This is a genomic window from Streptomyces sp. NPDC006134, from assembly GCF_040628835.1.
Classification (GTDB): Bacteria; Actinomycetota; Actinomycetes; order Streptomycetales; family Streptomycetaceae; genus Streptomyces.
Window position 1 is genome coordinate 1 of record NZ_JBEXTV010000053.1, and the last position, 24,009, is coordinate 24,009.

Annotated in this window: 12 protein-coding genes; 10 read left to right on the forward strand and 2 right to left on the reverse strand. The window is 75.3% G+C overall.

What is annotated here, in order from left to right; genetic code table 11:
• The first annotated feature begins 654 nt into the window (after nt 1–654).
• From ABZ340_RS28300 to ABZ340_RS28335, 8 genes are all read left to right on the forward strand, one after another.
• On the forward strand, nt 655–5,661 hold the full coding sequence (locus tag ABZ340_RS28300; RefSeq protein WP_358784666.1) for an amino acid adenylation domain-containing protein: 5,007 nt from the start codon (nt 655–657) through the stop codon (nt 5,659–5,661).
• Entirely contained in the window at nt 5,658–9,368 is a 3,711-nt protein-coding gene (locus ABZ340_RS28305) for a beta-ketoacyl synthase N-terminal-like domain-containing protein (RefSeq protein WP_358784667.1), read from the forward strand. Before ABZ340_RS28300 ends, ABZ340_RS28305 begins: the two co-directional genes overlap by 4 nt.
• 5 nt (nt 9,369–9,373) lie before the next feature.
• The gene (locus ABZ340_RS28310) at nt 9,374–10,681 is read left to right on the forward strand and encodes an MFS transporter (RefSeq protein ID WP_358784668.1); all 1,308 of its coding nucleotides are present in this window, start codon (nt 9,374–9,376) and stop codon (nt 10,679–10,681) included.
• A 55-nt stretch (nt 10,682–10,736) separates the two neighbouring features.
• Complete coding sequence (locus tag ABZ340_RS28315; protein WP_358784669.1) at nt 10,737–12,032, forward strand: cytochrome P450; 1,296 nt, start codon at nt 10,737–10,739, stop codon at nt 12,030–12,032.
• A 126-nt stretch (nt 12,033–12,158) separates the two neighbouring features.
• Nucleotides 12,159–12,866, forward strand: coding sequence for an SDR family oxidoreductase (locus tag ABZ340_RS28320; protein ID WP_358784670.1), 708 nt, complete (start codon nt 12,159–12,161; stop codon nt 12,864–12,866).
• 75 nt (nt 12,867–12,941) lie between these two features.
• Entirely contained in the window at nt 12,942–17,810 is a 4,869-nt protein-coding gene (locus ABZ340_RS28325) for an amino acid adenylation domain-containing protein (protein WP_358784671.1), read from the forward strand.
• Complete coding sequence (locus tag ABZ340_RS28330) at nt 17,807–18,628, forward strand: alpha/beta fold hydrolase (protein ID WP_358784672.1); 822 nt, start codon at nt 17,807–17,809, stop codon at nt 18,626–18,628. Before ABZ340_RS28325 ends, ABZ340_RS28330 begins: the two co-directional genes overlap by 4 nt.
• Complete coding sequence (locus tag ABZ340_RS28335; protein WP_358784673.1) at nt 18,600–18,899, forward strand: hypothetical protein; 300 nt, start codon at nt 18,600–18,602, stop codon at nt 18,897–18,899. Before ABZ340_RS28330 ends, ABZ340_RS28335 begins: the two co-directional genes overlap by 29 nt.
• 6 nt (nt 18,900–18,905) lie before the next feature.
• Here ABZ340_RS28335 and ABZ340_RS28340 read toward each other — a convergent pair whose 3' ends face one another.
• Both ABZ340_RS28340 and ABZ340_RS28345 read right to left on the reverse strand, forming a co-directional pair.
• On the reverse strand, nt 18,906–20,756 hold the full coding sequence (locus ABZ340_RS28340) for an ABC transporter ATP-binding protein (protein WP_358784706.1): 1,851 nt from the start codon (nt 20,754–20,756) through the stop codon (nt 18,906–18,908).
• 682 nt (nt 20,757–21,438) lie between these two features.
• Nucleotides 21,439–21,987 carry a phosphatase PAP2 family protein gene (locus ABZ340_RS28345; RefSeq protein ID WP_358784674.1) on the reverse strand — a complete coding sequence of 183 codons (549 nt, stop codon included), beginning with the start codon at nt 21,985–21,987 and terminating at the stop codon, nt 21,439–21,441.
• Nucleotides 21,988–22,763: 776 nt separating this feature from the next.
• On the opposite strand from ABZ340_RS28345, the gene ABZ340_RS28350 reads away from it, so the two are divergent.
• Nucleotides 22,764–23,693, forward strand: coding sequence for a HipA family kinase (locus ABZ340_RS28350; RefSeq protein ID WP_358784675.1), 930 nt, complete (start codon nt 22,764–22,766; stop codon nt 23,691–23,693).
• On the forward strand, nt 23,690–23,974 hold the full coding sequence (locus ABZ340_RS28355; protein ID WP_358784676.1) for a SelT/SelW/SelH family protein: 285 nt from the start codon (nt 23,690–23,692) through the stop codon (nt 23,972–23,974). The genes ABZ340_RS28350 and ABZ340_RS28355 overlap by 4 nt, the downstream gene beginning before the upstream one ends.
• The last annotated feature ends 35 nt before the right edge of the window (nt 23,975–24,009 follow it).

The window sequence follows — 24,009 nt, forward strand, 5'->3', positions numbered from 1 at the left end:
GGGGGGGGCGGTGGGCACCGCCCCACCCCCGGCCGGGCGTCGGCAGGGGGCCTGTGGCGTGAACGGCGCCACGGGCCCCCTGCCGTTCCGTCTCCCGCCCCTGCGCGGCTCACGCGTCGCCGGAGCCGAAAGATTTCAGCCCTGAGAGACCGTCCGGGCAAGGCGCCCGCACGGCGTGGGACGTGCGGCATCAGGGCAGGTCACGCCGTATTTCCGCAGGAACGAGGGAGGGGTGGGTTCCAGCCGGATTGGCCTGCGTGTCTTGTGCCTGGGCAGCGCAATATTTAGGTTCGGTAACCGTTGTTTGATCTTCGTACGGTGATGCGGCTGGGTGGCAAGGGGAGGGGCTGCCGGTGAGTTCGGCCGGTTCGGCGCGTGGCGCGACCGTCGGGGCGGGGCTTCCCGAGGCCGGCCCCGGCAGGGGCCGTGACGGCGGTCGCCGCGACACGGACGTGGGAAGCGTCCGTACCAGGCACCACGCGAGCGTGGGAATTCCGTAGGCCACCGCGTCTTCACCCGTTTTCCTCCGCGTCATGTGACGCGCGTATTTCCTGTCCTTGTTGACCGTCACGTGCGGCCGGTTTCCCGTGCGCCGGGCCACGTCGTGGCCCGGGTGCGGGTCTGCCGTGCGCTTTCCATCTGAAGGGCTTCCCCATGGAAGAGCTGAGAGAGCGGGATGAGGATGCGATTCCGCTTCCGGAATGCGGACTTCCTGAAGCTTTCGAGAAGCAGGTCGCGCAGTCCCCGGAAGCGGTCGCGGTGGAACACGGGGAGGAATCCCTCTCCTACGCGGAGCTGAACGAACGGGCCGACCGGCTCGCCCGGCTGCTCGCCGGGGCCGGGGCGGCCCCGGGGGGACGGGTCGGTGTCCTCCTGGAGCGTTCCGCCGCCGTGGTGGTCACCCTGCTCGCCGTGGCCAGGACGGGCGCGGCCTACGTCCCACTGGACACCCGTTCCCCCGAGGCCCGGCTGCGCGGCATGGCGGACAGGACCCGCTGCGCGGTGCTGGTCGTAGACGACGGCACCCGGGGGCATCCGGTGGCGCGGGGGCGGCGCACCGTGCGGGTGCGCCCGGACGGGCTGCCCGCGGGCGCGGGCGGGGACCAGGGCGTGCTGCCCGCCGCCGGGCCCGGCCCCGACGACCTGTTGTATGTCATGCATACGTCAGGATCGACCGGTGTCCCCAAGGGCGTACGGGTCACCCACCGCAACGTCATGGCGCTCGCCTCGGACCGGGTCTGGCGCGGCGGGGCGCACGAGCGGGTGCTCTTCCACTCACCGCACGCCTTCGACGCCTCCACCTACGAGCTGTGGGTGCCGCTGCTGTCGGGCGGCCGGGTCGTCGTGGCCCCGGAGGAGGTCAACGCGGTCCTGCTGCGCCGGCTGCTGGAGAGCGGACGCGTCACGGCGCTGTGGCTGACGGCGGGACTGTTCGGCGCGCTCGCCGCGGGCGACCCGGGCTGCCTGCGGGGGGCGAAGGAGGTGTGGGTCGGCGGTGACGTCGTCCCCGCGCACGCGGTGCGGCAGGTCGTGGCGGCCTGCCCCGGCATCACCCTCTACAACGGGTACGGCCCCACCGAGACGACCACCTTCGCCACCCGCCACCGCATCCACCCCGGCCCGCCGGTGGGTGAGGACATCCCCATCGGCCGCCCGATGGACCACACCCGCGTCCACCTCCTCGACGACGGCCTGCGCCCCGTCCCCGACGGCGAGGTCGGGCAGCTGTACGTGGCCGGCGCCCACGTGGCCGCCGGGTACGAGGGCCGCGAGGAGCTGACCCGGGAACGCTTCCTGCCGGACCCCTTCGGCGCGCCCGGGGAGCGGATGTACGCCACCGGCGACCTGGCCCGCCGGGACGCGGACGGCGTCCTGCACTACGTGGGCCGCGCCGACCGCCAGGTGAAGATCAACGGTTTCCGGATCGAGCCCGGCGAGACCGAGGCCGCGCTCGTGCGGCACCCCGCGGTGGCGCAGGCGGCCGTGACGGTGGAGAAGGACCCGTCGGGCGGCGGGCGGATCCTCGCCTACGCCGTACCGGCGCACGCGGCGGGAGCCGACGCGGCGGCCGTGCGGCACGACCTGGAGGCACAACTGCCGTCGTACCTCGTCCCCGACGAGCTGGTCTTCCTGCCCTCCCTCCCGCTCACCGCCAACGGGAAGATCGACCGGGCCCGCCTGGCCGGTCACGGCAGTGTGCCCGCGCTGGTGGAGCGCTGGGTGCGGCGGCGGCCCGACGCGCCCGCCGTGCACGACCCGGTGGCCGGCACCTCACTGACCTACGCCGAGCTGTGGCGGCGGGCCGGAGCGCTCGCCGGGGAGCTCGCCGCCCGCGGCATCGGCCGCGGCGACCTGGTCGCCGTGGACCTGCGCCGGTCGGCCGAGCTGGTGGTGGCGTTCCTCGGGATCGCCCGCTCGGGCGCCGCCTACCTGCCGCTCGACCTCCAGGCGCCGGCCGAGCGGGTGGCGGACGTGCTCGCCGAGTCCGGTGCCGTCGCCGCGGTGGCCGGGGCCGAGAGCCGCATCCCGGCCGGGGTGCCGGTGCTGCGCGCGGACCGGACGGCGGACGGCGGCGACACGCCCGCACCGCCGGCCGGCGCGGGCGGCGAGGACCCGCTCTACGTGACCTACACCTCCGGCTCGACCGGGCGGCCCAAGGGCGTGGCCGTACCGCACCGGGCGGTCCTGCGGCTGGTGGAGGGCGCGGAGTACTGCCCGATCGAGCCCGGTGACCGGGTGGCGGGCACCTGCAACCCGGCCTTCGACGTGACGACGTGCGAGATCTGGTCCACGCTGTGCGCGGGCGGCACCGTGGTGCCGCTGCCGACCGTCACCGAGCTGGCCCTGGACGAGTGGATCGCGCTGGTGCGCGACCAGCGGATCGCGGTGATGTTCCTGACCACCTCGCTGTTCCACACGGCCGCCTGGGAACAGCCCGACGCCTTCTCCTCCCTGCGCACCCTCGTCGTCGGCGGCGAACAGCTCGACCTGGCCGCGGCCCGGCGGGTGCTGGCCGCCGGACCGCCCGAGCGGCTGGTCAACGGATACGGCCCCACCGAGGCGACCGCGTTCGCCACCTGGTTCCTGTGCACCGGGACGACCCTCGCCGGGCGGGAACGCGTCCCCATCGGCCGGCCGCTGCAGCAGACCACGGCCCACGTCCTCGACGACGAACTCGCGCCGGTCGCCCCCGGCGAACCGGGCGAACTGTGCCTGGGCGGCCCCGGAGTGGCACTGGGCTACCTCCACCGCGACGACCTGACCGCCGAGCGCTTCGTCACCGAACCCCGCACCGGCGAGCGGATCTACCGCACCGGCGACCTGGTACGGCTGCTGCCCGACGGCGAGCTGGAGATGCTGGGCCGGCGCGACCGGCAGGTGAAGCTGCGCGGCTTCCGGATCGAGCTGGAGGAGATCGAGCGGGCCGCGGTCGCCACCGGCCTGGTCGAGGCCGCGTTCGTGGAGAAGGTGGACGAGGGCACCCTCGCGGGCTGCGTCCTGCCCGACACGTCCTGCCCGGCCGCCCCCGAGGACCTGCCCGCCGCGCTGTCGGCACGGCTGTCCGAGCGCCTGCCGGACTACATGGTGCCGGCCCGCTGGCTGGTCCTCGACGAACTGCCCATCGGCTCCACCGGCAAGGCGGACCGGTCCCGCATGCTCGAACTCCTCGGCCGGCCTCAGGAACGCGCCGGGCGGCAGACGGCCACGGACCTGCGCACCCCCACCGAACGGCTCCTGGCCGAGATGTGGTCCGACCTCCTCGACACGCCGGTGACCTCCCGCGACGCCTCGTTCTGGGACCTCGGCGGCCACTCCCTGCGCGGCGTCACCCTGGTCGCTCGCATCCGGGAACGCCTCGGCGCCCGGCTGCGGCTGCGCGACCTGTTCCGGCTGCCGGTCCTCGCCGACCTGGCCGCGCACATCGACGCGCAGACCCAGGGGAACGGGACCGCCCCGGCCGCGCCCGCCGCCCCGGCACCCGAGGAGAGCCCGGCCTCCGCGTTCCAGCAGCAGATCTGGCTCGCCCAGAGCCTGGACCCGCAGCCCGGCCTGTACAACGTCCCCTTCGCCTGGCGGGTCGAGGGCCGTCTCGACGCTCAGCGCCTGGCCGCCGCGCTCGAACGGGTGGTGGCGCGGCACGAGGCCCTGCGCACCACCTTCGCCCAGCGGCCGGACGGGCTGCGCCAGCTCATCGGGCGGCCCTGGCGCCCGGAGGTCCGCCAGGAGAGCTGCGCCGGCCGGGAACAGCTCGGCGCACTGCTGCGGGACACGGCCGGCCGGCCCTTCGACCTGACCGGCGGACCGCTGCTGCGGGCCGGTCTCATCGACGGCCCCGACGGGCAGATCCTGACCCTGACGGTGCACCACATCGTCTTCGACGTCTCGTCGCTGCCGGTGCTCCTGGAAGACCTGCGGCAGGAGTACGAGGGACACGGCGGTGAACGCGGCGGACCGCAGTACCGGGAGCTGGTCGCCGCCACCGAGCGGCCGGACCCCGAGGGACTGGCCCGCTGGACGCAGCGGCTGCGCGGCGCCCCCAGCCGGCTGGAACTGGCCGCCCCCCGGGAGGCCGGCCCGCACGGCAGGGTGCCGCTGGAGCTGCCCGCCGGCCTGCTGCACCGGATGCGGCCGGTGCAGGAACGGCTCGGCATGTCCTGGTTCATGGTGGCCGCCGCGGCACTCGCCGGGCTGCTGCACCGCTGGACCGGGGCCGAGGAACTGACCTTCGGCTTCCCCGCGGACACGCGGGAGGGCGACACCTTCGCCCGGGTGCTCGGGCCCTGCCTGAACACGGTCGTCGTACGCTCCCGCTGCACCGCCGGCACCACGGTGACCGAGCTGCTCGAAACGGTCCGGGACGGGGTGCTGGACGCCCTGGAGGACCGGCACGTGCCGTTCGGCGCGGTGGTGGAGGCCCTCAACCCGCCCCGCACGGCGGGCGGCACGCCCTACCTCGACGTGGTCCTCGCCCCGCAGGTGCGCCCCGCCACCCCGCCGCGGATCGGCGGCTGCGCGCTGCTGCCGGTCACGGACGCGGACGGGACGGCGACGACCGGGAAGTTCGCCCTGACCGTGGGGCTGACGGTGACCGGCGACCGCATGAGCGGGGAACTCCTGTACCGGGGGGACCGCCTGTCGGCCGGGCAGGCGCGGGAGCTGGGGCGGGCCTACCCGGAGTTCCTGGCCGGGTTCGTGGCGGGCGCGGACGGCGACGCGGCGGTGAGCGTGCACGGCCTCGCCGCCTCCCTCCCCCCGCGGCCGGCCGCCGCCGACGCCGCGCCCCGCACCGGGGCCGGGGCGGGCCCGGCGGACACCGCCGCACCGCAGACGGGCGCCGACGACGGTGCCGAGCGGCGCGTCGCCGCCCTGTGGGCCGCCGTCCTCGGCCTGGACACCCCCGACGCCCTGCGGCCCGAGGACAACTTCTTCGACCGCGGCGGCACCTCCCTGAAGCTGGTCACCCTGCACGCCGAGCTGTGCCGCGCCTTCGGCACCGACCTGCCGATCCAGCGGCTGTTCGAGAACACCACCGTCCGGGCGATGGCCCGCATGGCCGCGCAGCCGCACACCCGGCCGGCACCGCCCGCGGCGACGGACCTGGACGCACGGGTCGCCGCCCGGCGGCGTGCCCGCCGCCACAGCACGGGAGGGCGCGCGTGAGCACCGCGAGCACACCCGGCGACGAGGGCGCCGTCGCCGTGGTCGGCATGGCCTGCCGCTACCCGGGGGCACCGGACGTGCGCCGCTACTGGCAGGCACTGCGGTCCGGGACCGAGGGCATCACCCGGTTCCGGCGGGAGGACCTGGTGCGGGCCGGAGCCGACCCCGACCTGGTCCGGGACCCGGACTACGTCCCCGCGCGCGGCGTACTGGCCGGGTCGCGGCACTTCGACTGGACGTACTTCGGCTACAGCCGCGCCGAGGCGGCCCTGCTCGACCCGCAGCACCGCGTCTTCCTGGAGTGCGCGGCCACGGCCCTGGACGACGCGGCGCTCGACCCGGAGCGCTTCCCCGGCTGGATCGGCGTGTACGCGGGGAGCGAGGGACCCACCCTGCCGGAGCGGACGGACGTGGACCCGCTGGCCCAGATGATCGGGCGGCGGCCGGACTTCCTGACCACCCGGGCCGCGTACAAACTGGGCCTGCGCGGACCGGCCGTCACCGTGCAGACGGCCTGCTCCACCTCGCTGACCGCGGTGCACACCGCCGTCCAGGGTCTGCTCGCCTACGAGTGCGACGCCGCGCTGGCCGGCGGGGTGTCGCTGACGCCGCACGGCGAGTGGGGCTACCTCCACCAGGAAGGCGGCATCCTCTCGCCCGACGGCCACTGCCGCCCCTTCGACGAGCGGGCCGCCGGGACGGTCCCCGGCGAGGGCGTCGGCATCGTCGTGCTCAAGCGCCTGGAGGACGCGCTGCGCGACGGCGACCGCATCGCGGGGGTGCTGCTCGGCACCGCCCTCAACAACGACGGCGGCGACAAGATCGGCTACACGGCGCCGTCCCTGTCCGGGCAGCGGGACGCCGTCCTGCTGGCGCAGAAGACCGCCGGCGTCGACCCGGCGGACATCACCTACGTCGAGGCGCACGGCACCGGGACCAGGATGGGCGACCCGGTCGAACTCCAGGCGCTCACCGACGCCTTCCGCACCGCCACCGACGCCGTCGGCACCTGCTGGATCGGCGCCGTCAAGAGCAACATCGGGCACACCGGGTCCGCCTCCGGCGTCGCCGGGCTGATCAAGACGCTGCTGATGATGGAACACGGCGAGCTGGTGCCCACCCTCCACTACCGGCGGCCCAACCCGCTGCTCAAGCTGGAGGAGACGCCGTTCCGGGTCTGCGCCGAGCCGGGGCCCTGGCCGGAGCGGAACGGCACCCGGATCGCGGCGGTCAGCTCCTTCGGCGTCGGCGGCACCAACGCCCACGTGGTGCTCGCCGGTTCACCGGTACGGACCCGGCCGCGCCCCCGGAGCGGCGCGCACCTGCTCGCCCTGACCGGCGCCTCGCCCGAGGGCCTGGAGGGACTGCGCGAGGAGTTGGCCGGCCACTTCGACCGGCACCCCGCGACCTCGCTCGCCGAGGCCGCCCGCACCCTCGCCGACCGGCCCCGCCGCCCCCGGCGCCAGGCCGTCGTCGCCGACGGCGCCGAGGACGCCGCCCGCGCCCTGCGCACCGCGCCGCCGCCCGCGCCCGGCACCCTCAAGCGGGTCGCCTTCCTGCTGCCGGGCCAGGGCACGCTCACCGCCGCGGCCGGAGCCGCCCCGTACCGGCTGCTGCCCGGCTTCAAAGCCGCCTTCGACGCCTGGACCGAGACCGTACGGGACGTGTGCGGCGTCGATCTGACGCCGGTGGTCCTGCCGGAGCGGGCGACGGAGGGCTGGTTCGAGGACACCGTGCACCAGCAGCTCGGACTGCTCGCGCTCGGCCACGCCCTCGGCCGCAGCCTGACGGACCTGGGCGTCGCCCCCGCCGCACTCCTCGGCAACAGCATCGGCGAGTACACGGCCGCGGTGCTCGCCGGGGTGTGGACCCCGCAGGAGGCGGCGCGCCTGGTGCACACCCGCGCCCGCGCCATGCGGGACACCGAGCCCGGCCGGATGGCCTCCGTGTCCGCCCCGGCCGCCGAACTCGCCGCCCGGCTCGGCGAGGAGCACGGCGGCGTCGAGGTCGCGGTCGCCGGACCGGGGCGCACCGTCCTGTCCGGGCCGCGCGCCGCCATGGACGCGCTGCTCGCCGGCGACGCCCTCGACGGCCTCGACGTGCGCCTCCTCGACGTGGGCCGCGCCTTCCACTCGGCCGCCATGGAGCAGGCCCTGCCCGCCCTGCGCCAGGCCGTCGCCGCGGTCCCGGGCCGGGCCGCCACCGTGCCCGTGGTGGCCAACGCGTCCGGCACCTGGGCCGACCCGGAGCACCTGCGCACCCCCGGCCACTGGGCGGCCCAGCTGCGCGGCACCGTCCGCCTGGAGGACTGCCTGGGCACCCTGCTCGCCGACGGCTGCGACACCTACGTCGAGCTGGGCCCGGGCACCTCCATGTCCGGGGCGCTGCGCCGGCACCCCGCGTGGGACCCGGAGCACGCCGCCGTACCGCTGCTCGGCGGTGACGCCACCGGCGGCGACCGGGCGCTGCTGCGGGCGCTGGGCACCCTGTGGGAGCGCGGGGCCCCGCTCGACCCGGCCGAACTGGCCGGCGAGCCGCGGCCGTCGCGCTGCTCGCTGCCCGGACACCCCTTCCAGGCGCGGGAACCCGACCGGCCGGCCGCCGCCGGCGGACCCCACTCACCCCGCGGGTCCGGGCAGCCCTATGGGTCCGGGCAGCCCCACGGACCCGAGCCGGCCGGCACCCCCGCGCCGGCTCCCCGCCGGCCCGGCCCCCGGCCCGGACCGTCCACGTCCCTGCGCGCCACGCTGGAACGCCTGTGGTGCGAGGCGCTCGGCGTCGCCTCCGCCGCCGACGGGGACGACTTCCTCGCCCTCGGCGGGGAGTCGCTGATGGCGGTCGGCCTGATGGGCGCCGTACGCCGGCACACCTCGGCCGCCGTGCCGGTCGCCGACTTCCTGGCCGGCCCGACCTTCGGCCGGCTCCTCGGCCTCGTGGAACGAGCCGCCGACCGGTCCCTGCCACCCGGTGTCGTACCACTGCGCCGGGGCACCGGACGGCCCGTCTTCCTGGCCGCCGACTCCCTGGACAGCACCGGCGGATACCGCACCCTCGCCGCCCTGACCGACACCGCGCGGCCGCTGTACGGCCTGGAGAGCGACGCGCCCGCCGGGGCGCGGGTCGAGCAGATCGCCGCCCGGCACCTCACGGCGCTGCGGGCGGTGCAGGCGGAGGGGCCCTACACCCTGGGCGGGTGGTCGTTCGGGGCCGTGGTCGCCCACGAGATGGCACGGCAGCTCACGCGCGCGGGCGCCCGGGTCGACGTCCTGCTCTGCCTGGACGGGTACGCCCCCGGCCGCGGGGGCCTGCCGGCCGGCGCCGATCCGGCGTTCCTCGCGGCCCAGCTGCGCCTCCAGGCCGACGCGGTCCTCGGCACCGGCGTCCTCGGCGCGAAGCTGCGCCGCGCCCCGGCCCTGCGCCGCGTCTTCCTCGCCCGGATCGGCGCGCTGCTGCGCTACCGGCCCCGGCCCGTGCCCTGCCCGGCCGTCCTGCTGAAGGCCGGGGCCACCCCCGCCACGGCGGCCCGGCTGCGACGGGCGCTCACCCCGCTCTACCCGCGCCTGGAGGTGCGGCCGGTGGCCGGGGACCACTGGTCGATGCTGGCCGAGCCGCACGCGCGCGGGCTCGCCGACGCGTTGGGCGCGGTCCTCGCGGACTTCGAACCATCCGGCGCATCCGGTGACCGTGGCACGGCAGGAGACGAGTGACACCCGTGAAACCCCTCGAAGAACCCCCCACGCCCGCCTCTCCCGCCGGGCAGGAGCAGCCCCCCGGTCCTCCCGGGGACGTGCCGCTCATCCGCAACCGCGACTTCCAGGCGCTGTGGATCAGCCGCTTCCTCGCCTCCATCGGCAAGGAGTCCGCCGAGGTGGCGTATCCGCTGCTGATCCTGGCGATCAGCGGCAAGGCCACGTACGCGGGTGCCGTCGGAGCCGTGCAGCTGCTGACCGCCGGGGCCGCCTCGATCGCGGGCGGCACGCTCGCCGACCGCATGGACCGGCGCCGGCTGCTGCTGGCCTGCGACGGTGTCAGGGCCCTGCTGCTCATCGTCTTCAGCGTGCTGGTCGCCACCGGCCGGGCGAGCGTGCCGGTGGTGTTCGCGCTGGTCGTCGGCTCGGCGCTGTGCCTGGGCCTGTCCGAGCCGCCCGCGCTCGCCGCGATCAAACAGGTCGTGCCACCGGCACAGCTGACGAAGGCGACCGCGCAGAACCAGATCCGGCCGCTCGGCGCCACCGTGGCCGGCGCGCCCATCGGCAGCTCCCTGTTCGGGATCGCCCGCAGCCTGCCGTTCCTCGCCACCGCGCTGACCTTCGTCTGCTCGGCCGCCGCCCTGCTGTTCATCCGCAGGCCCCTGCAGGCCGCGCCGACCGGCAACGCCGAGCGGATGCGGCCCGCGGAGGGCTTCCGGTTCATCGCCCGCACGCCGGTGCTGCTCATCTGGATCGTGTGGATCATGGGCTCCAACATGGCCTTCAACCACACCGGGGCCTTCCTCGCGCTGATCGCCACCGGCCAGGAGCGCGGCGCCTCGGAAGCGGCCGTCGGCACGATGCTGAGCATCGCCGGAGCCGGCGGCCTGGTGGGCGCGGTCCTCGCCTCCTGGGCCCTCAGGAAGCTGCGCCCGGCGACCCTGTTCCTCGCCGCGGCCTGGCTGGGACCGGTGGCCGCGGTCCTGCTGATGACGGTGCCGGGGGTGCTTCCCCTGGGCGTGATCCTCGGCTGCGTCTTCCTGCGCGGCCCGATCGTCAACGCCCTGTTCTTCGCCTATGTCGCCGTCCTCGTCCCCGACCGGCTCCAGGGCCGGGTGATGGGCGCCGTGACGTTCCTGTCCTACGGCGCTCAGCCGCTCGGCATCCTCGCCATCGGGGCGATCTTCGACACGGGCGGCCCGATCTGGGTCTTCGCCTTCATGGCGGCGGTGTCGTCGCTGGCCGCCCTGCCCACCCTCACCCGGCTCATCCGGCGGTTGCCGGCCCCCGACGAGATGGACGGCCGCGCCGCCCCGGACCGGGCCCCCTGAACGCCGAAACCGCCGCCCCGCCCTTCCGCCCGCCCCGCCCATCAAGGAGTGACACGTGCCCGGCCATCCCGAACCCCCCGCCGTCCCGGACGCCCCGGTCGTCCCCACGGAGTTCGTCACCTGCCCGGGAGCCGACCCGCACACGGCCGCCGCGCGCCTGCGCGAGCGCTGCCCGGTGCATCCCGTCGACTTCCCGGCCGGCGCCGCGGACCACGCGTACATCGTCGTCGGCCACGACGCCGTGACGCGCGCCTTCGGCGACCCCCGCATCTCCAAGACCCTGGAGAAGGCGCCCGCCTGGTTCCGCGAGCAGACCGTGAGCAACAGCTCGGTGCTCACCCGGAACATGCTGCTCGCCGACCCGCCCGAGCACACCCGGCTGCGCAAGCTGGTCAGCCGCGCCTTCCTGCCGCGCCGCATGGAACTGCTGCGGCCGCAGGTCCAGGAGATCACCGACGAACTCATCGACGCCTTCCCGGAGTCGGGCGAGTTCGACCTGCTGGAGGAGTTCGCGCTGCCGCTGCCGCTCATGGTGATCTGCGCGTTCCTGGGCGTGCCGTACGAGGACCGGGACCTGTTCACCCGGTGGGGCAAGGTCCTCAGCCAGGACCCCAGCCAGGAGGGCGAGGCGGCGCGCGAGCGCAAGCGGGTCAACGACGAGGTGGTGGAGTACTTCACCGGCGTGCTCGCCCGGCGCCGCGCCGAACCCCGGGAGGACCTCCTCGGCGACCTGGTGCGGGCCGCCGACGAGGACGGCATGTTCACCGACGAGGAACTCGTCTCCACGGCCATCTTCCTGGTCATCGCCGGCCACAAGACCACCGCCAACCTCGTCGGCAACGGGGTCTGGGCCCTGCTCACCCACCCCGACCAGCTCGAACTGCTCCGCTCCAGGCCCGAGCTGACCGATTCCGCGATCGAGGAGTTCCTGCGCTACGAGGGCTCGGTGGACCGGGGCACCCTGCGCACCGCCGCCGAGGACCTCACCCTCGGCGGGCAGCCGATACCCAAGGGCAGCTTCGTCCACCTGTCGGTCTCCGCCGCCAACCGCGATCCCGCCGTCTTCCCCGACCCGGACCGCTTCGACATCACCCGCTCTCCCAACCGCCACCTCACCTTCGGGCACGGCCCGCACTTCTGCGCCGGTGCCCCGCTCGCCCGGCTGGAGGGCCGCATCGCCTTCGAGACGCTGCTGCGCCGCGTGCCCCGGCTGGAGCCGGCGGTGCCGCCGGAGAAACTCACCTGGATCGCGGACAGTTCCATAAGCCGGGGGCTGGAGCGGCTGCCCGTCCGGATCGCCGGGAAGCTGCCGCGCGGTGTTCCGTACGGCCTCCCGGGCGAGGGCCGCTGACCCGCCGCCGCCCTCCGGCGCACCGGAACACGGCACGCAGGAACGCAGGATCACGGCACACCACACCACGGGGTGCCGGAACACAGCACACCGAAACACAGCACACCAGAGCAGGAGCACTACACCATGAGCAACGCATCCCCCGTGGCGCTGATCACCGGCGGTTCCAGCGGCATCGGCGCGGCCACCGCGCGGCGGCTGCTGGCCGAGGGCCACCGGGTCGCGGTCACCGGGCGCGGCGCCGGCCGGCTGGAGAAGTTCGCCGAGGAGACCGGCGCGAAGCCGGACACCCTCCTGACGATCCCGGGGGACGCCGCCGACCACGAGGCGGTCGCCGCCGCCGTGCACCGCACCGTGGAAACCTTCGGCCGGCTGGACACCGTGGTCGCCAACGCCGGGTACGCCACCCACGACTCGCTCGCCGACGGCGACCCCGCCGGGTGGCGCGACATGGTCCTCACCAACGTGCTCGGCCCGGCGCTGCTGATCCACCACGCGCTGCCGGCGCTGAAGGAGTCCCGCGGGCGGATCGTGCTGATCGGCAGCGTCGCCGGCGTCGTCTACACCCCCGGCAACATCTACGGCGCCACCAAGTGGGCGGTGACCGGCCTGGCCGAGAACACCCGGCGCATGGTCACCGGTGACGGCGTCGGCGTCACCCTGATCGCTCCGGGCCGGGTGGAGACCGCGTTCTGGGACGAGGCCGGCGGCGCCCCCGAGGGCCTCAACCTCACGGCCGAGCAGATCGCGGACTCGGTCGTCTGGGCCGTGCTCCAGCCCGCCGGAGTGGACGTCAACACCGTCGTGGTCCGGCCCACCGGCCAGGCCGTCTGACCCACCGCCCGGCACGATCCGCCACCCGGCACAACCCGCCGAAACCTCGCTTCGCAGAACCCAGGAGTGCAGTCAATGTCCACCGAGATACAGGGCGCATCCGGCTCCGCAGCGGACACCCCGACGGAACGGCAGGCCGCGCTGCGGGCCGAACTGGCCCGGCTGTGGGGCGAGGTGCTCGGCACCGGCCCGGTCGACGCGGAGGCCGGCTTCACCGCCCTGGGCGGCAACTCCCTCCAGGCCGCCCGGATCGCCGCCCGGGTCCGCACCCGCCTGGGAGTCGCGCTGACCGTGGCCGAACTGTTCGACTGCGGCACCGTGGCCGGCCTGGCCCGCCTGCTCGCCGGCCGGCCGCGCGACACGGCCGCGGACCTGCCCCCGGTGACCCCCGCCCCCGGCGGGGAGCCGCTCCTCGCGCCGGGCCAGCGCCGCCTGTGGTTCCTGGACCACCTCAGCCCGGCCGCGGGCACCGCGTACAACGTGCCCGCCCTCACCCGCCTGCGCGGCCCCCTGGACCCGGCCGCCCTCCGGGCCGCCTGGGCCGACGTCGCGGACCGGCACGAGCAGCTGCGCACCGTCTTCACCCTGGACGGAGGCGAGCCGCGCGCCCGGGTGACACAGACCCGGCCGGAGCCGGTGTTCACCGACCTGAGCGGCCACCCGGACCCCTACGGGGAGGCCGTACGCCGCGCGGAGTCGCTCGCCGCCGCGCACATCGACCTCGGCACGGCGCCCCTGGTCCGCCTCGCCCTGTTCCGCCTGGCCGCCGACGACCACCTGATGGTGCTGGTCCTGCCGCACCTGGTGGCCGACGGCCGCACCCTGGACGTCCTCGACCAGGACCTCGCCCGCGCCTACCGCCACCGCACCGGCGCCGCCCCGGACACCGAGCCGCCCGGCCTTCCGCTGTCCTACCGGGACTACGCCCACTGGGCGGCCGGCCTGGACGCCGTACGCCTCCTCGACCACTGGCGCGCCCGGCTCGCCGGCGCCCCCGTCACCCTCGACCTGCCCGCCGACCGGCCGCGCCCCCGGGTCCGCACCCACCGCGGCCGCCGCATCACCCGGCGCACCCGCGACGGCCTGCTCACGGCGGTCCGCGACCTGGCCGCCGCCACCCGCACCACCCCCTCCGCGGTCGCCCTGGCCGCCTGCGGGGTGCTGCTGGCCGAACTCACCGGCCGGGACGACCTGCTGGTCGCCACGCCCGTGGACGGCCGCCCCGACCCGGCCCTGGAGGACGTCGCCGGGTTCTTCGCCACGACGGTGCCCGTCCGGCTGCGGCCGCGCCCGGAACCCCGCCACTTCCGGCACCTGGTGACGCAGGCGCACGCCGCCGTCCTCGACGCGGTGGACACCCAGTACGTGCCCTTCGACCGGCTCGCCGCCGAACTGGCCCCGGCCGGCGACCTGTCCCGCACCCCGCTCACCCAGGTGGCCCTCGCCTACCAGGGCCGGCGCCGCCCGTACGCGCACCTCGACGGAGTGCGGGCCGAACCGCTGCCGGTGGACAACGGCACGGCCAAGTTCGACCTGACGCTGGAGGTGCACGAGGACGGCGGGGAATGGGAGGTGACGGCCGAGTACGCCACCGACCTGTTCACCGAGGAGCGGGCGGAGCGGATGCTCGGACGGTACCTGGAGATCCTCCGGACGGCGGTGCGCGCGGCACCGGAGGAGGACACCGCCGCACCCGCCGTACCGGACCGCGCCACCGTCGGCCGGCACCCCCGCTGCCTGCACGAGATCTTCGCCGAGACCGCCGCCCGCCACCCCGGCGCCACCGCCGTCACCGACGGCACCCGCAGCCTCACGTACGCCGAACTCGACCGCGCCGCCAACCGGCTCGCGCACCGGCTGCGCGCCCACGGCGCGGGGCCCGAGCGCCTGGTCGGCCTGTGCGCCGAACGGACCGTGGACCTCGTCGTCGGCGTCCTCGCCGTCCTCAAGTCGGGCGCCGGCTACCTGCCCCTCGACCCGCGCCACCCGGCCGCCCGCCTGTGCGACACCCTCGCCGACGCCGACTGCCGCCTGGTCCTCGGCGACGCGGACACCTGCGCCCCGCTGCTCGACGGCACGCGTACGCTCGTCCGCCTCGACGCCCCCCTCGACGACGAGCCCGACCACGCCCCCGACTCCGGCGCCGGCCCCGGCAGCACCGCGTACGTCATCTACACCTCCGGCTCCACCGGCAGGCCGAAGGGCGTCGTCGTCACCCACGCCAACGTCACCCGGCTGTTCACCGCCACCGAGGCCGACTTCGGCTTCGGCAGCGAGGACGTGTGGACCCTGTTCCACTCCATCGCCTTCGACTTCTCGGTGTGGGAGCTGTGGGGGCCGCTGCTGTACGGCGGGCGCCTGGTCGTGGTGCCGTACCTGACCAGCCGTGACCCCTACCTCTTCCTGGAACTGCTGCGCGACCAGCGGGTCACCGTGCTCAACCAGACCCCGACCGCCTTCCGGCAGCTCGCCGCGGCGGCCGAGGACACCGGCTTCCCGCCGCTCGGCCTGCGCACGGTCGTCTTCGGCGGCGAGGCACTGGACCCGGCGACGCTGCGCGGCTGGGTCGCCGGCTACGGCATCCGCCGCCCCCGCCTGGTCAACATGTACGGCATCACCGAGACGACCGTGCACGTCACCGTCCGGCCGCTGGAGATGGCCGACCTGTCCGGCTCCCTCAGCCCCATCGGCCGGCCCCTCGCCGACCTGCGGGTGTACGTGCTGGACGAGAACATGAACGAGGTGCCGCCCGGTACCGAGGGCGAGATGTACGTCGGCGGCCCCGGCGTGGCCCGCGGCTACCTCAACCGGCCGGAGCTGACCGAGCAGCGCTTCGTGCCCGACCCGTTCGGGGCGCCGGGGGAGCGGCTGTACCGCTCCGGCGACCTCGCGGTACGGCTGCCGGACGGCGAGCTGGAGTACCGGGGCCGCGCCGACCAGCAGGTGAAGCTGAACGGCTTCCGCATCGAACTCGGCGAGATCGAGCGGGCCCTGCTCGACCGGCCCGGCGTCCGCGCCGCCGCCTGCGTCCTGCGCGAGGACACCCCCGGCCTGCCCCGCCTGGTCGGCTACCTGGTGCCCGCCCCCGGCCACAGCCCGGACCCCGGACGGCTCCGTGAGGCGCTGGCACAGCGGCTGCCCGCCCACATGCTCCCGGCCGCCCTCGTCCCGCTGCCGGAACTCCCGCTCACCGCCAACGGCAAGCTCGACCGGAAGCGGCTGCCCGCCCCCGAGGACCTCCGCACCGGTCCCGGCACCGACTCCGGCACCGACTCCGGCTCCGGCACCGCGCCGGTCCCGCCGCGCACCCCCGCCGAACGCACCCTCGCCGCCCTCTGGTGCGAGGTCCTCGGCCTCCCCGGCCTCGGCGTCCACGACAACTTCTTCGCCCTCGGCGGCGACTCCCTGCGCGCCGTACGCCTGGGCGCCCGCGCCCGCGAGGCGAACCTGCCCGTCACCGTGGAGAAGATCTTCCTGCACCCGACGGTCGCCGAACTCGCCGCGGCCTGTGCCGCCCCCGACGGCACCCCGGACACCCCGGACACTCCGGACACCCCGGCCGTCCTCACGACCACCCTCGCCGACCTCGACCCGGCCGCGCTGCCCGCGGGCACCGCCGACGCCTACCCGACCGCCGCGATGCAGCTCGCCATCCTCTTCGAGTGCGAGTACGCCGAGGACGACACCGCCGGTCTCTACCACGACCTGATCAGCGTCCGCCTGGACGGCCCCTTCGACCGGGCCGCCCTGGAACGCGCCCTGGCCGTGATGTGCGAGCGCCACGAGATCCTGCGCACCTCCTTCCACCTGGGCGCCTTCCGCGAGCCGATGCAGCTCGTGCACGCCTCGGCCACCCTTCCGCCGACCGTCGAGGAGCACACGGCGCAGCCGGACGACAAGGCCCGCGAACGGCTGCTGCGGGCCTGGTGGGAGCGGGAGAAGGCGGACCCGTTCGACGTGGCGCGCCCGCCGCTCGTCCGCTGCCACGTCCTGCGCTGCGCCCCGGACGGCTTCCAGCTCTCCCTCGCCGTGCACCACGCCGTCCTCGACGGCTGGAGCCTGGCCCACCTGACCACCGAGCTGCTCCTGGCCTACGACGGCGAACTGACCGGCGCCGGCCGGGCCGTCCTGCCGCCGGTGCCCGCCACCCGCTACCGCGACTTCGTCGCCGCCGAACAGGCCGCCCAGGCCGACCCCGCCGCCCGCGCCTGGTGGGAGGAGCTGCTGCGCCGGGAGGGACCGGCCGCCGAACTGCCCGTGCTGCCCGGCGGGCCCGCCGAGGACGAGTTCGCCTTCCACGCCCCGCTGCCCGAAGACCTCGACACCGCCCTCGACCGGACGGCGGCCCGGCTCGGACTCCCCGCCAAGAGCCTCTTCCTCGCCGCGCACGCCCGGGCGCTGGCCGACCTCACCGGCCGCGGCCGTACGACGACCGGAGTGCAGGTCAACGGCCGCCTGGAGGAGCCCGGTTCGGACCGGCTGCTCGGCCTGCTGCTCAACATGGTGCCGGTCCACCTCACGGCCGACGGCACCTGGGCGGACCTGGCCGCCGCCGCGTTCACCGCCGAACGCGACCGGCAGCCGTACCGCCGCTTCCCGCTCGCCGCGATGCAGCAGCTCGTGGGGCGGGGCCACAGCCTGTTCGAAGTGGCCTTCAACTACACCGACTTCCACACCTTCGACGGCCTGGGGGCGCTGAAGGGCGTGCGCCCGCGCGACTGGTGGTTCTCCGACCGGCACAGCTTCCCGCTGATGGTGGAGATCACCCGCTCGCCCCGGGACGGCCGGCGGGCGCTCGCCGTCACCGTCGGCGCCGACAGCCCGTACGCCGGTACCGGCGCCCGCCTCGGCGAGCTCGTCCTGCGGGCGCTGCGGCGGATCGCCGCCGGCCCGCACTCCCCGGCGGCGGACCCGGCGGCTCCGGCGGACGGAGGCACCGCGTGATCCTCGTGACCCCCAGGCCGCTGCCGCACGCCGCCCACCGCCTGGTCGTCTTCCCCCACGCGGGCGGCGGTCCCTCCTACTACCACTCCTGGACCGCCGTCGACGACGTCGAGATCTCCCTCGTCCAGTACGCGGGCCGGGAGCGGCGCATGGCCGAACCACCGGTGTCCGACCCGTACGCCGTGGTCGCGGAGGTGTGCGCCGCGCTGGCCGACGGCGACGACGGCCGCCCGACGGCGCTGTTCGGGCACAGCATGGGCGCGCTGCTGGCCTACGAGACCGCGGCCGCCCTCGTCGGCGGGCCCGAGCCGTCCGCGCTGTTCGTCTCCGCCCGCCGCGCGCCCTCCACCGTGGAGCCCGTCCCCCTGGACCCGGCCACCGGCCGGGCCCGGCCCCGCAGCGACGAGGAGATCCTCGCCTCGCTGCGGGAGCACGGCGGCACCCCGATGGACCTCTTCGACGACCCGGCGGTGCGGGAACTGTTCCTGCGCGTCCTGCGCGCCGACTACCAGCTCATCGAATCGCACCGCCCGCCGGCCGGGCGACCCCCGCTCACCCTGCCCCTGACGGCCCTGTGGGGCGAACAGGACCCCACCGCCGACGAGCCCCTGATGCGCCCCTGGGCCGCCTGCACCACCGGCCCCTTCCACGGGTACGGCTTCGACGGCGGTCACTTCTACCTCGTCCCGCACCGCGAGCGCGTCCTCACCCTGATCCGTGAACGCCTCGGCGTGACCGGCGCCGTGCCCGGACGAGCCGGACCACGACCGGGTCGTGGTCCTGCGGTGCGTGCAGCAGGTCCACCGCCTCGACGGTGAAGCCGCGACCGGTGAGCAGCTCTTCCCGCTGCCGCGGGGCGAGAATCCACATCAGGACGGGGGCGGGTTCCTCGTCCCGGAGCCGGACGAACTCCTGGCGCGGTGCCACGGCGGCGGACGGGGCGCGCCCGTCGGCGCCGTCGGCGAGGGCGCCGTGCGCGCGGGCCACGCGGGCCGGCGCGGACCCGCCCGCTTCGCGGGGGCCCGCCGGCAGGTGCCGCGTCGAGAGAGCGAACGCGCCGCCGGGGGCGCGGGGGCGTCCGCACGGTGACCGTGGTCACGCGGCACCGCCCGACTGGTCGCCGGTGTGCTGCTGGAGTTCCCACAGGGAGCGGAACAGGCCGGGCTCCCGGGTGAGTTGGGCGTACGTTCCCTCCTGCACGATCCGGCCCTGGTCGAGGACGACGATCCGGTCCGCCACGGCGACGTTGGCGAGCCGGTGCGTGATCAGCAGGATCGCGCGGTCCTTGGCCAGGTTCCGCAGGCCGGTGAAGACGCGGTGCTCCGCTCGCGCGTCCAGGGCCGCCGTGGGCTCGTCCATCACGAGCAGAGCCGCTTGCCGGTGGAACGCCCTGGTGAGCACGACACGCTGCCACTGCCCCCCGGACAGCTGCTGGCCGCCGAACCACTCCGACGTCAGGAGGGTGTCGAGACCGGAACGCAGGCCGGGCAGCATGTCCGCCGCCCCGGACGCCTCGCAGGCCGCCAGAACGGCGGCGTCACCGGTGTCGCCCTGCCCGAGGGTGATGTTGTCGCGCAGCGTCAGCGGCAGGTAGGTGTACCTCTGCGGGGCCAGGGCGACGTGTTTCCACGCCTCCCAGGGCTCCATCTCGGCCGTGGTCGCGTGGTCCCAGGCCACCTCGCCGGACGTGGGCAGCAGCAGGCCGCAGAGCAGCCGGGACAGCGTGGACTTGCCCGACCCGTTCTCCCCGACCAGTGCCACGATCTCCCCGCGCCGCACCCGCAGGGACACCCCGCCGAGGCTGTCCCTCGCCGCGCCGTCGTACCGGTAGGTCACGTCGCGGACCTCGAACCGCTCCGGCGGACCGGACAGCGTCCGGGTGCCCCGGGACGCCGCCATGGCCTGTCCGTGCGCGTTGTCGAGGAAGTTCTGCCAGTCCTGCACGTACCAGCCGGTGCGCACCAGCCGGGCCCCGCTGTTGATGATGCCGCGCACGGACCCCGTCGCCGTCTGCAGGGCGAAGACCGCACCGCCTCCGGCGGCGAGGTCCATGCGGCCGGAGGCCAGGAGCCACAGCAACGCGGCCCACACCGCGGCGGAGGCCACGCCGCCGGCGGCCGCGCCGGCCAGCCCCATCCACGCACCGGTGTCCGCGGCTTTGCGTTCGGCGGCGTTGACCGAGGCGGCCAGCCGCCGGTACCGGGCGATGAGGAAGGGCCCGGCCAGACAGGCCCGCATCTCCTCGCTGGACTCCACGTAGGCCATGTGCCAGCGCAGTTTGTACAGCATCCGCCGCCGCCCCGAGGTCTCCAGGCCCGCCAGGTACAGCACACGCGCCGCCCGCACGTACGCGGCGGCCTGCGGCAGGCACGCCAGCAGGAGGAGCGGCAGAAGCACGGGGTGCAGTACGGCGACGACGGCCGCGCCGGCGGCGAGCGTCGCGGTGGCGGCCAGCACGTCCTGGGCCTCGTCCACGAGGTCCGGGGTGACCTGGGCGCCCCGGTCGGCGATGTCGTAGAAGTCGTTGTAGCCGGGCTTGTTGTTCGCCGCCGGTTCCGCGCCGAGCGCGGCCTCGAGCATCGTCAGCTCCGCCGCCCGGGCCAGCACCGGCCGCAGCCGCCCGGTCAGCCACGTCACCGTGATGCCCAGCACGGCCCGCAGACCGGCCGCCGCGGCGATGACCGCCAGTTGCGGGGCCGCCTGCCACAGCCGCTCGGTGACGTCACCCGAGGCGATCAGCGCGGTGATCGTCCCCGTCACCGCGAGCAGCCCCAGCGCGGCGAGCACACCGGTGCCCACCTGGCACGCCAGCAGCCCGGCCGTCGCGCCGCGGTCCACCTGCCAGGCCATCTTCAGCGACCGGAGGATCAGCACGGGCAGCCGCCGCGCCATCGTGCCGGTCGTCAGCTGCGCACCGGCCTGGCGCCGGGACTCGTCGCGGTACAGGAACTCCTCGTCCTGTCCGCTGCTCGCGGTGCTCGCGGTGTTCGTGCTGCTCGACGTGCTCGTGTCCGGTGTGTCCGGGGTCGGCTGCTGCCGTGTGCTGGACGAGGTCAACGTGGTCCTCCTTCGGCGGCCGGTGCGGCCGGTGCGGCCCGCTCGTGAGGCTCAACGACCCGGCCGGAATTTCGAACACGTGTATTTCGGCCGGGTACGGAACCCCGGAATCAGGGGCGTGGCGGAGGGTGCGCGTTGCATCGACCCTTGCCGGGCAAAGGGAGGGATGCGGAGCGGCGGTGGCCGAAACGCCGCAGCCGATGCCCGGGTGACGTATGAGTCCGTGTCGCCTGCGGGGGAGAGGAGGAGCCGGCAGGGAGGAGGAGAGGGGTGCGGGAGCCGGAGTGCGGGAGCCGGGGTGCCAGGGGCGCGGGCCGCCCGGTGGTCTCGGTGACGAAGCGCGCGGGAACGTCGCCGGAGTGCGGTGGGAAGCGGCTCGGGCACGCCCCGGCTCCCTCCCGGGGAGGGCCGTCGTCACGGGGGCGGTACGGCGGAGCCCGCCACCGTGGCGGACACGGGGCCCGCCGGCGCGTACCGGCGGTCCGTCCCGCCACACCGCGTCCGGCGTCTTCCGAGGTCACCGGCCGGCCCCGTCCGACGAGCCCGGCGGGGCCGGCCTGCGGCCGTCCGGTCAGCGCCACACGGACAGTGCCGACTGCGGCAGGCGCCGGACCAGCCAGGCACTGACCAAGCCGATGGCCGCGCCGGCGGCGACGTCGCTGGGGTAGTGGGCGCCCGACTGCACCCGCTCGACCGCCACCAGCGCGGCCGGTACCGTACAGGCGGCTCCGGCCAGGGGCCAGGAGGGGAGGACGGCGGCGGTGAAGGCCACGGCCGCCGCGGTGTGCCCGGAGGGGAACGAAGAGGAGTCCGGCCGGTCCTCGACCTCGTCGTGCGGGATCCACTCCTCGGGCGGCCGCGAACGGCCGGTCACCTGTTTGCACACACCGTTGGAGATCAGCTGCGCCACGGCGAGAGCCGCCACTCCCGCCACGGCGGCCGTGCGGCCTCGCCATCCGCCGGCCCAGGCCATCATCACGGCCGCACCGCACCACAACTTGCTGCTCTCGGCTGCTTCCTCCGTCACCGACAGCGTCCGGTGCACAGCGGGCTCCTGCCAGGCGGCCACGCGTTTGGTCACGCGCCGGTCGATATCGCGCACCACAGCCAGAATGCTCATGGCCTGCTGGTATCCCGCCCGCGGAGGATCAAGACCACCGAATCCGCCGGACGGACGGCAGCGGCGCATCCTGTGGCGCCCCGGCCGAGGTCCGGTACGGCTCGCTGCCGCCGACGGCCGCGGCCAGGGCGGTCAGGACGGCGCCGCACGGTTTCGGCCGAACGGCGACACGCCGCGGCCCGTGCGCCGACGGGCCGCCCCCCGGGCACAGGCCGAGGGGCGGCCGGAACCCACGGGTCACATTCCTTCGCCGGCGCCTGCGGCAGGGCGATGCCACCGCCGGGCACGATGCCCTCCTCGACGGCCGCCTTGGCGTTGCGCACGGCGTCCTCGATGCGGTGCTTGCGCTCCTTTTTTCGGCGTTCCCGGTGGTGGCCCACCGCCAGGGCAGGCGCACCACCAGGTCGCCGCCGTCGACGTGCAGCCGCGTCACGTTACTCACCTGCCCTTCCGTCCCGCCCTGCCCCGGCTCGCCGGCCGAGGCGGCCTGCGACGACGGCGTCCTCACTCTGCGCATCCCGCTGAACGCCGACCCTCGGCACCTCGGAGCCCGGATATTCCTCTCCGGCCGTCACGCTTGGTTACTATGCTCACTTCATGCCGGAAGTCCGGAAGCAGGAAGCAGGGGGGCGGAGCGCCATCGGCGAAGCTGCCGGGGAGAAGGCGAGCGTGCCGGCCGGAACTCCCCGGGTTCTCCCCGGGGGCGGCAGCGGGTGCTTCCCCCCCCCCGGTTGCAGCACCTCAGAGGTGACCATGGGAGACGAGGAAGGTAGGCGATGGAGCCTTCGAAGGCATTGAGGGAGGTCGCTGCAACCCGCTACATCGAGCCCCTGCGCTCCGGTGGTTCCGTCCCCGGTGTCGTCGAGGCCGACGACCTGGGCACCTACGTCGTCAAGTTCACGGGCTCCGCGCAGGGCCGCAAGGCGCTGGTCGCCGAGGTGATCGTGGGGGAGCTGGCGCGGGCGCTCGGGCTGCGCGTGCCCGAGCTGGTCCTCGCCCGCTTCGACCCGTCGCTCGGCGCCCACGAACCGCACCAGGAGGTACGGGAGCTGCTGCACGCCAGCGCGGGACTCAACCTCGGCATGGACTACCTGCCGGGCGCGCGGGACTTCACGCCCGAGGTGGCGAAGGTGTTCCCGGTCGGTTCCCTGGAGGCGGGCCGGATCGTCTGGCTGGACGCCCTCACCGTCAACGTCGACCGCACGGTCCACAGCTCCAACCTCATGGTCTGGCCCACCTTCGGCACCGCACCGGCGCGCCTGTGGCTGATCGACCACGGGGCGGCCCTCGTCTTCCACCACCGCTGGGACACCTCCGCGCCGGAGAAGTCCTACGACTTCCGCCACCACGCCCTCGGCCACTGCGCGCCGGACGTGCGGGCCGCCGACGCCGAACTGGCGCCGAAGGTGACCGACGTGCTGCTGCGGGAGGTCCTCGCCGAGGTGCCCGACGCCTGGCTGGACGGCGAACCGGGCTTCGCGACGCCGGACGAGGTGCGGGACGCGTACGTCGGCTACCTCTCCGCGCGCGTGAGGGCCTCCGGCGACTGGCTGCCCACGGACTTCCCCAGCCGCGAGGAGCTCGCCGCCGAGGAGGCGCGCCGCGCGGCACGGAACCAGCGAGGACGGCCGGACTGGCTCAAGCGGGTCCCCGACCTGCACGGCAAACCGGCCGCGGAACAGGATTGGTCGGTGCACCTGGGATGACGGACATCCAGCGCGTGGAGATCGAGTACTGCACGCAGTGCCGCTGGCTGCCGCGGGCGGCATGGCTGGCACAGGAGCTGCTGACGACGTTCGAGGCCGAACTGACGGAGCTCGCGCTCAAGCCCGGAACGGGCGGGGTGTTCGTCGTGCGGGTGAACGGCGAGGTGGTGTGGGACCGCCGTGAACAGGGCTTTCCCGAGCCGACGGCCGTGAAGAGAGCCGTACGGGACCGGGTGGCGCCGGGGAGATCCCTCGGCCACACGGACCGCACGGACGCCTGAACGCCTGGGCATCCACCTCCGGGTGCCCGGACGCC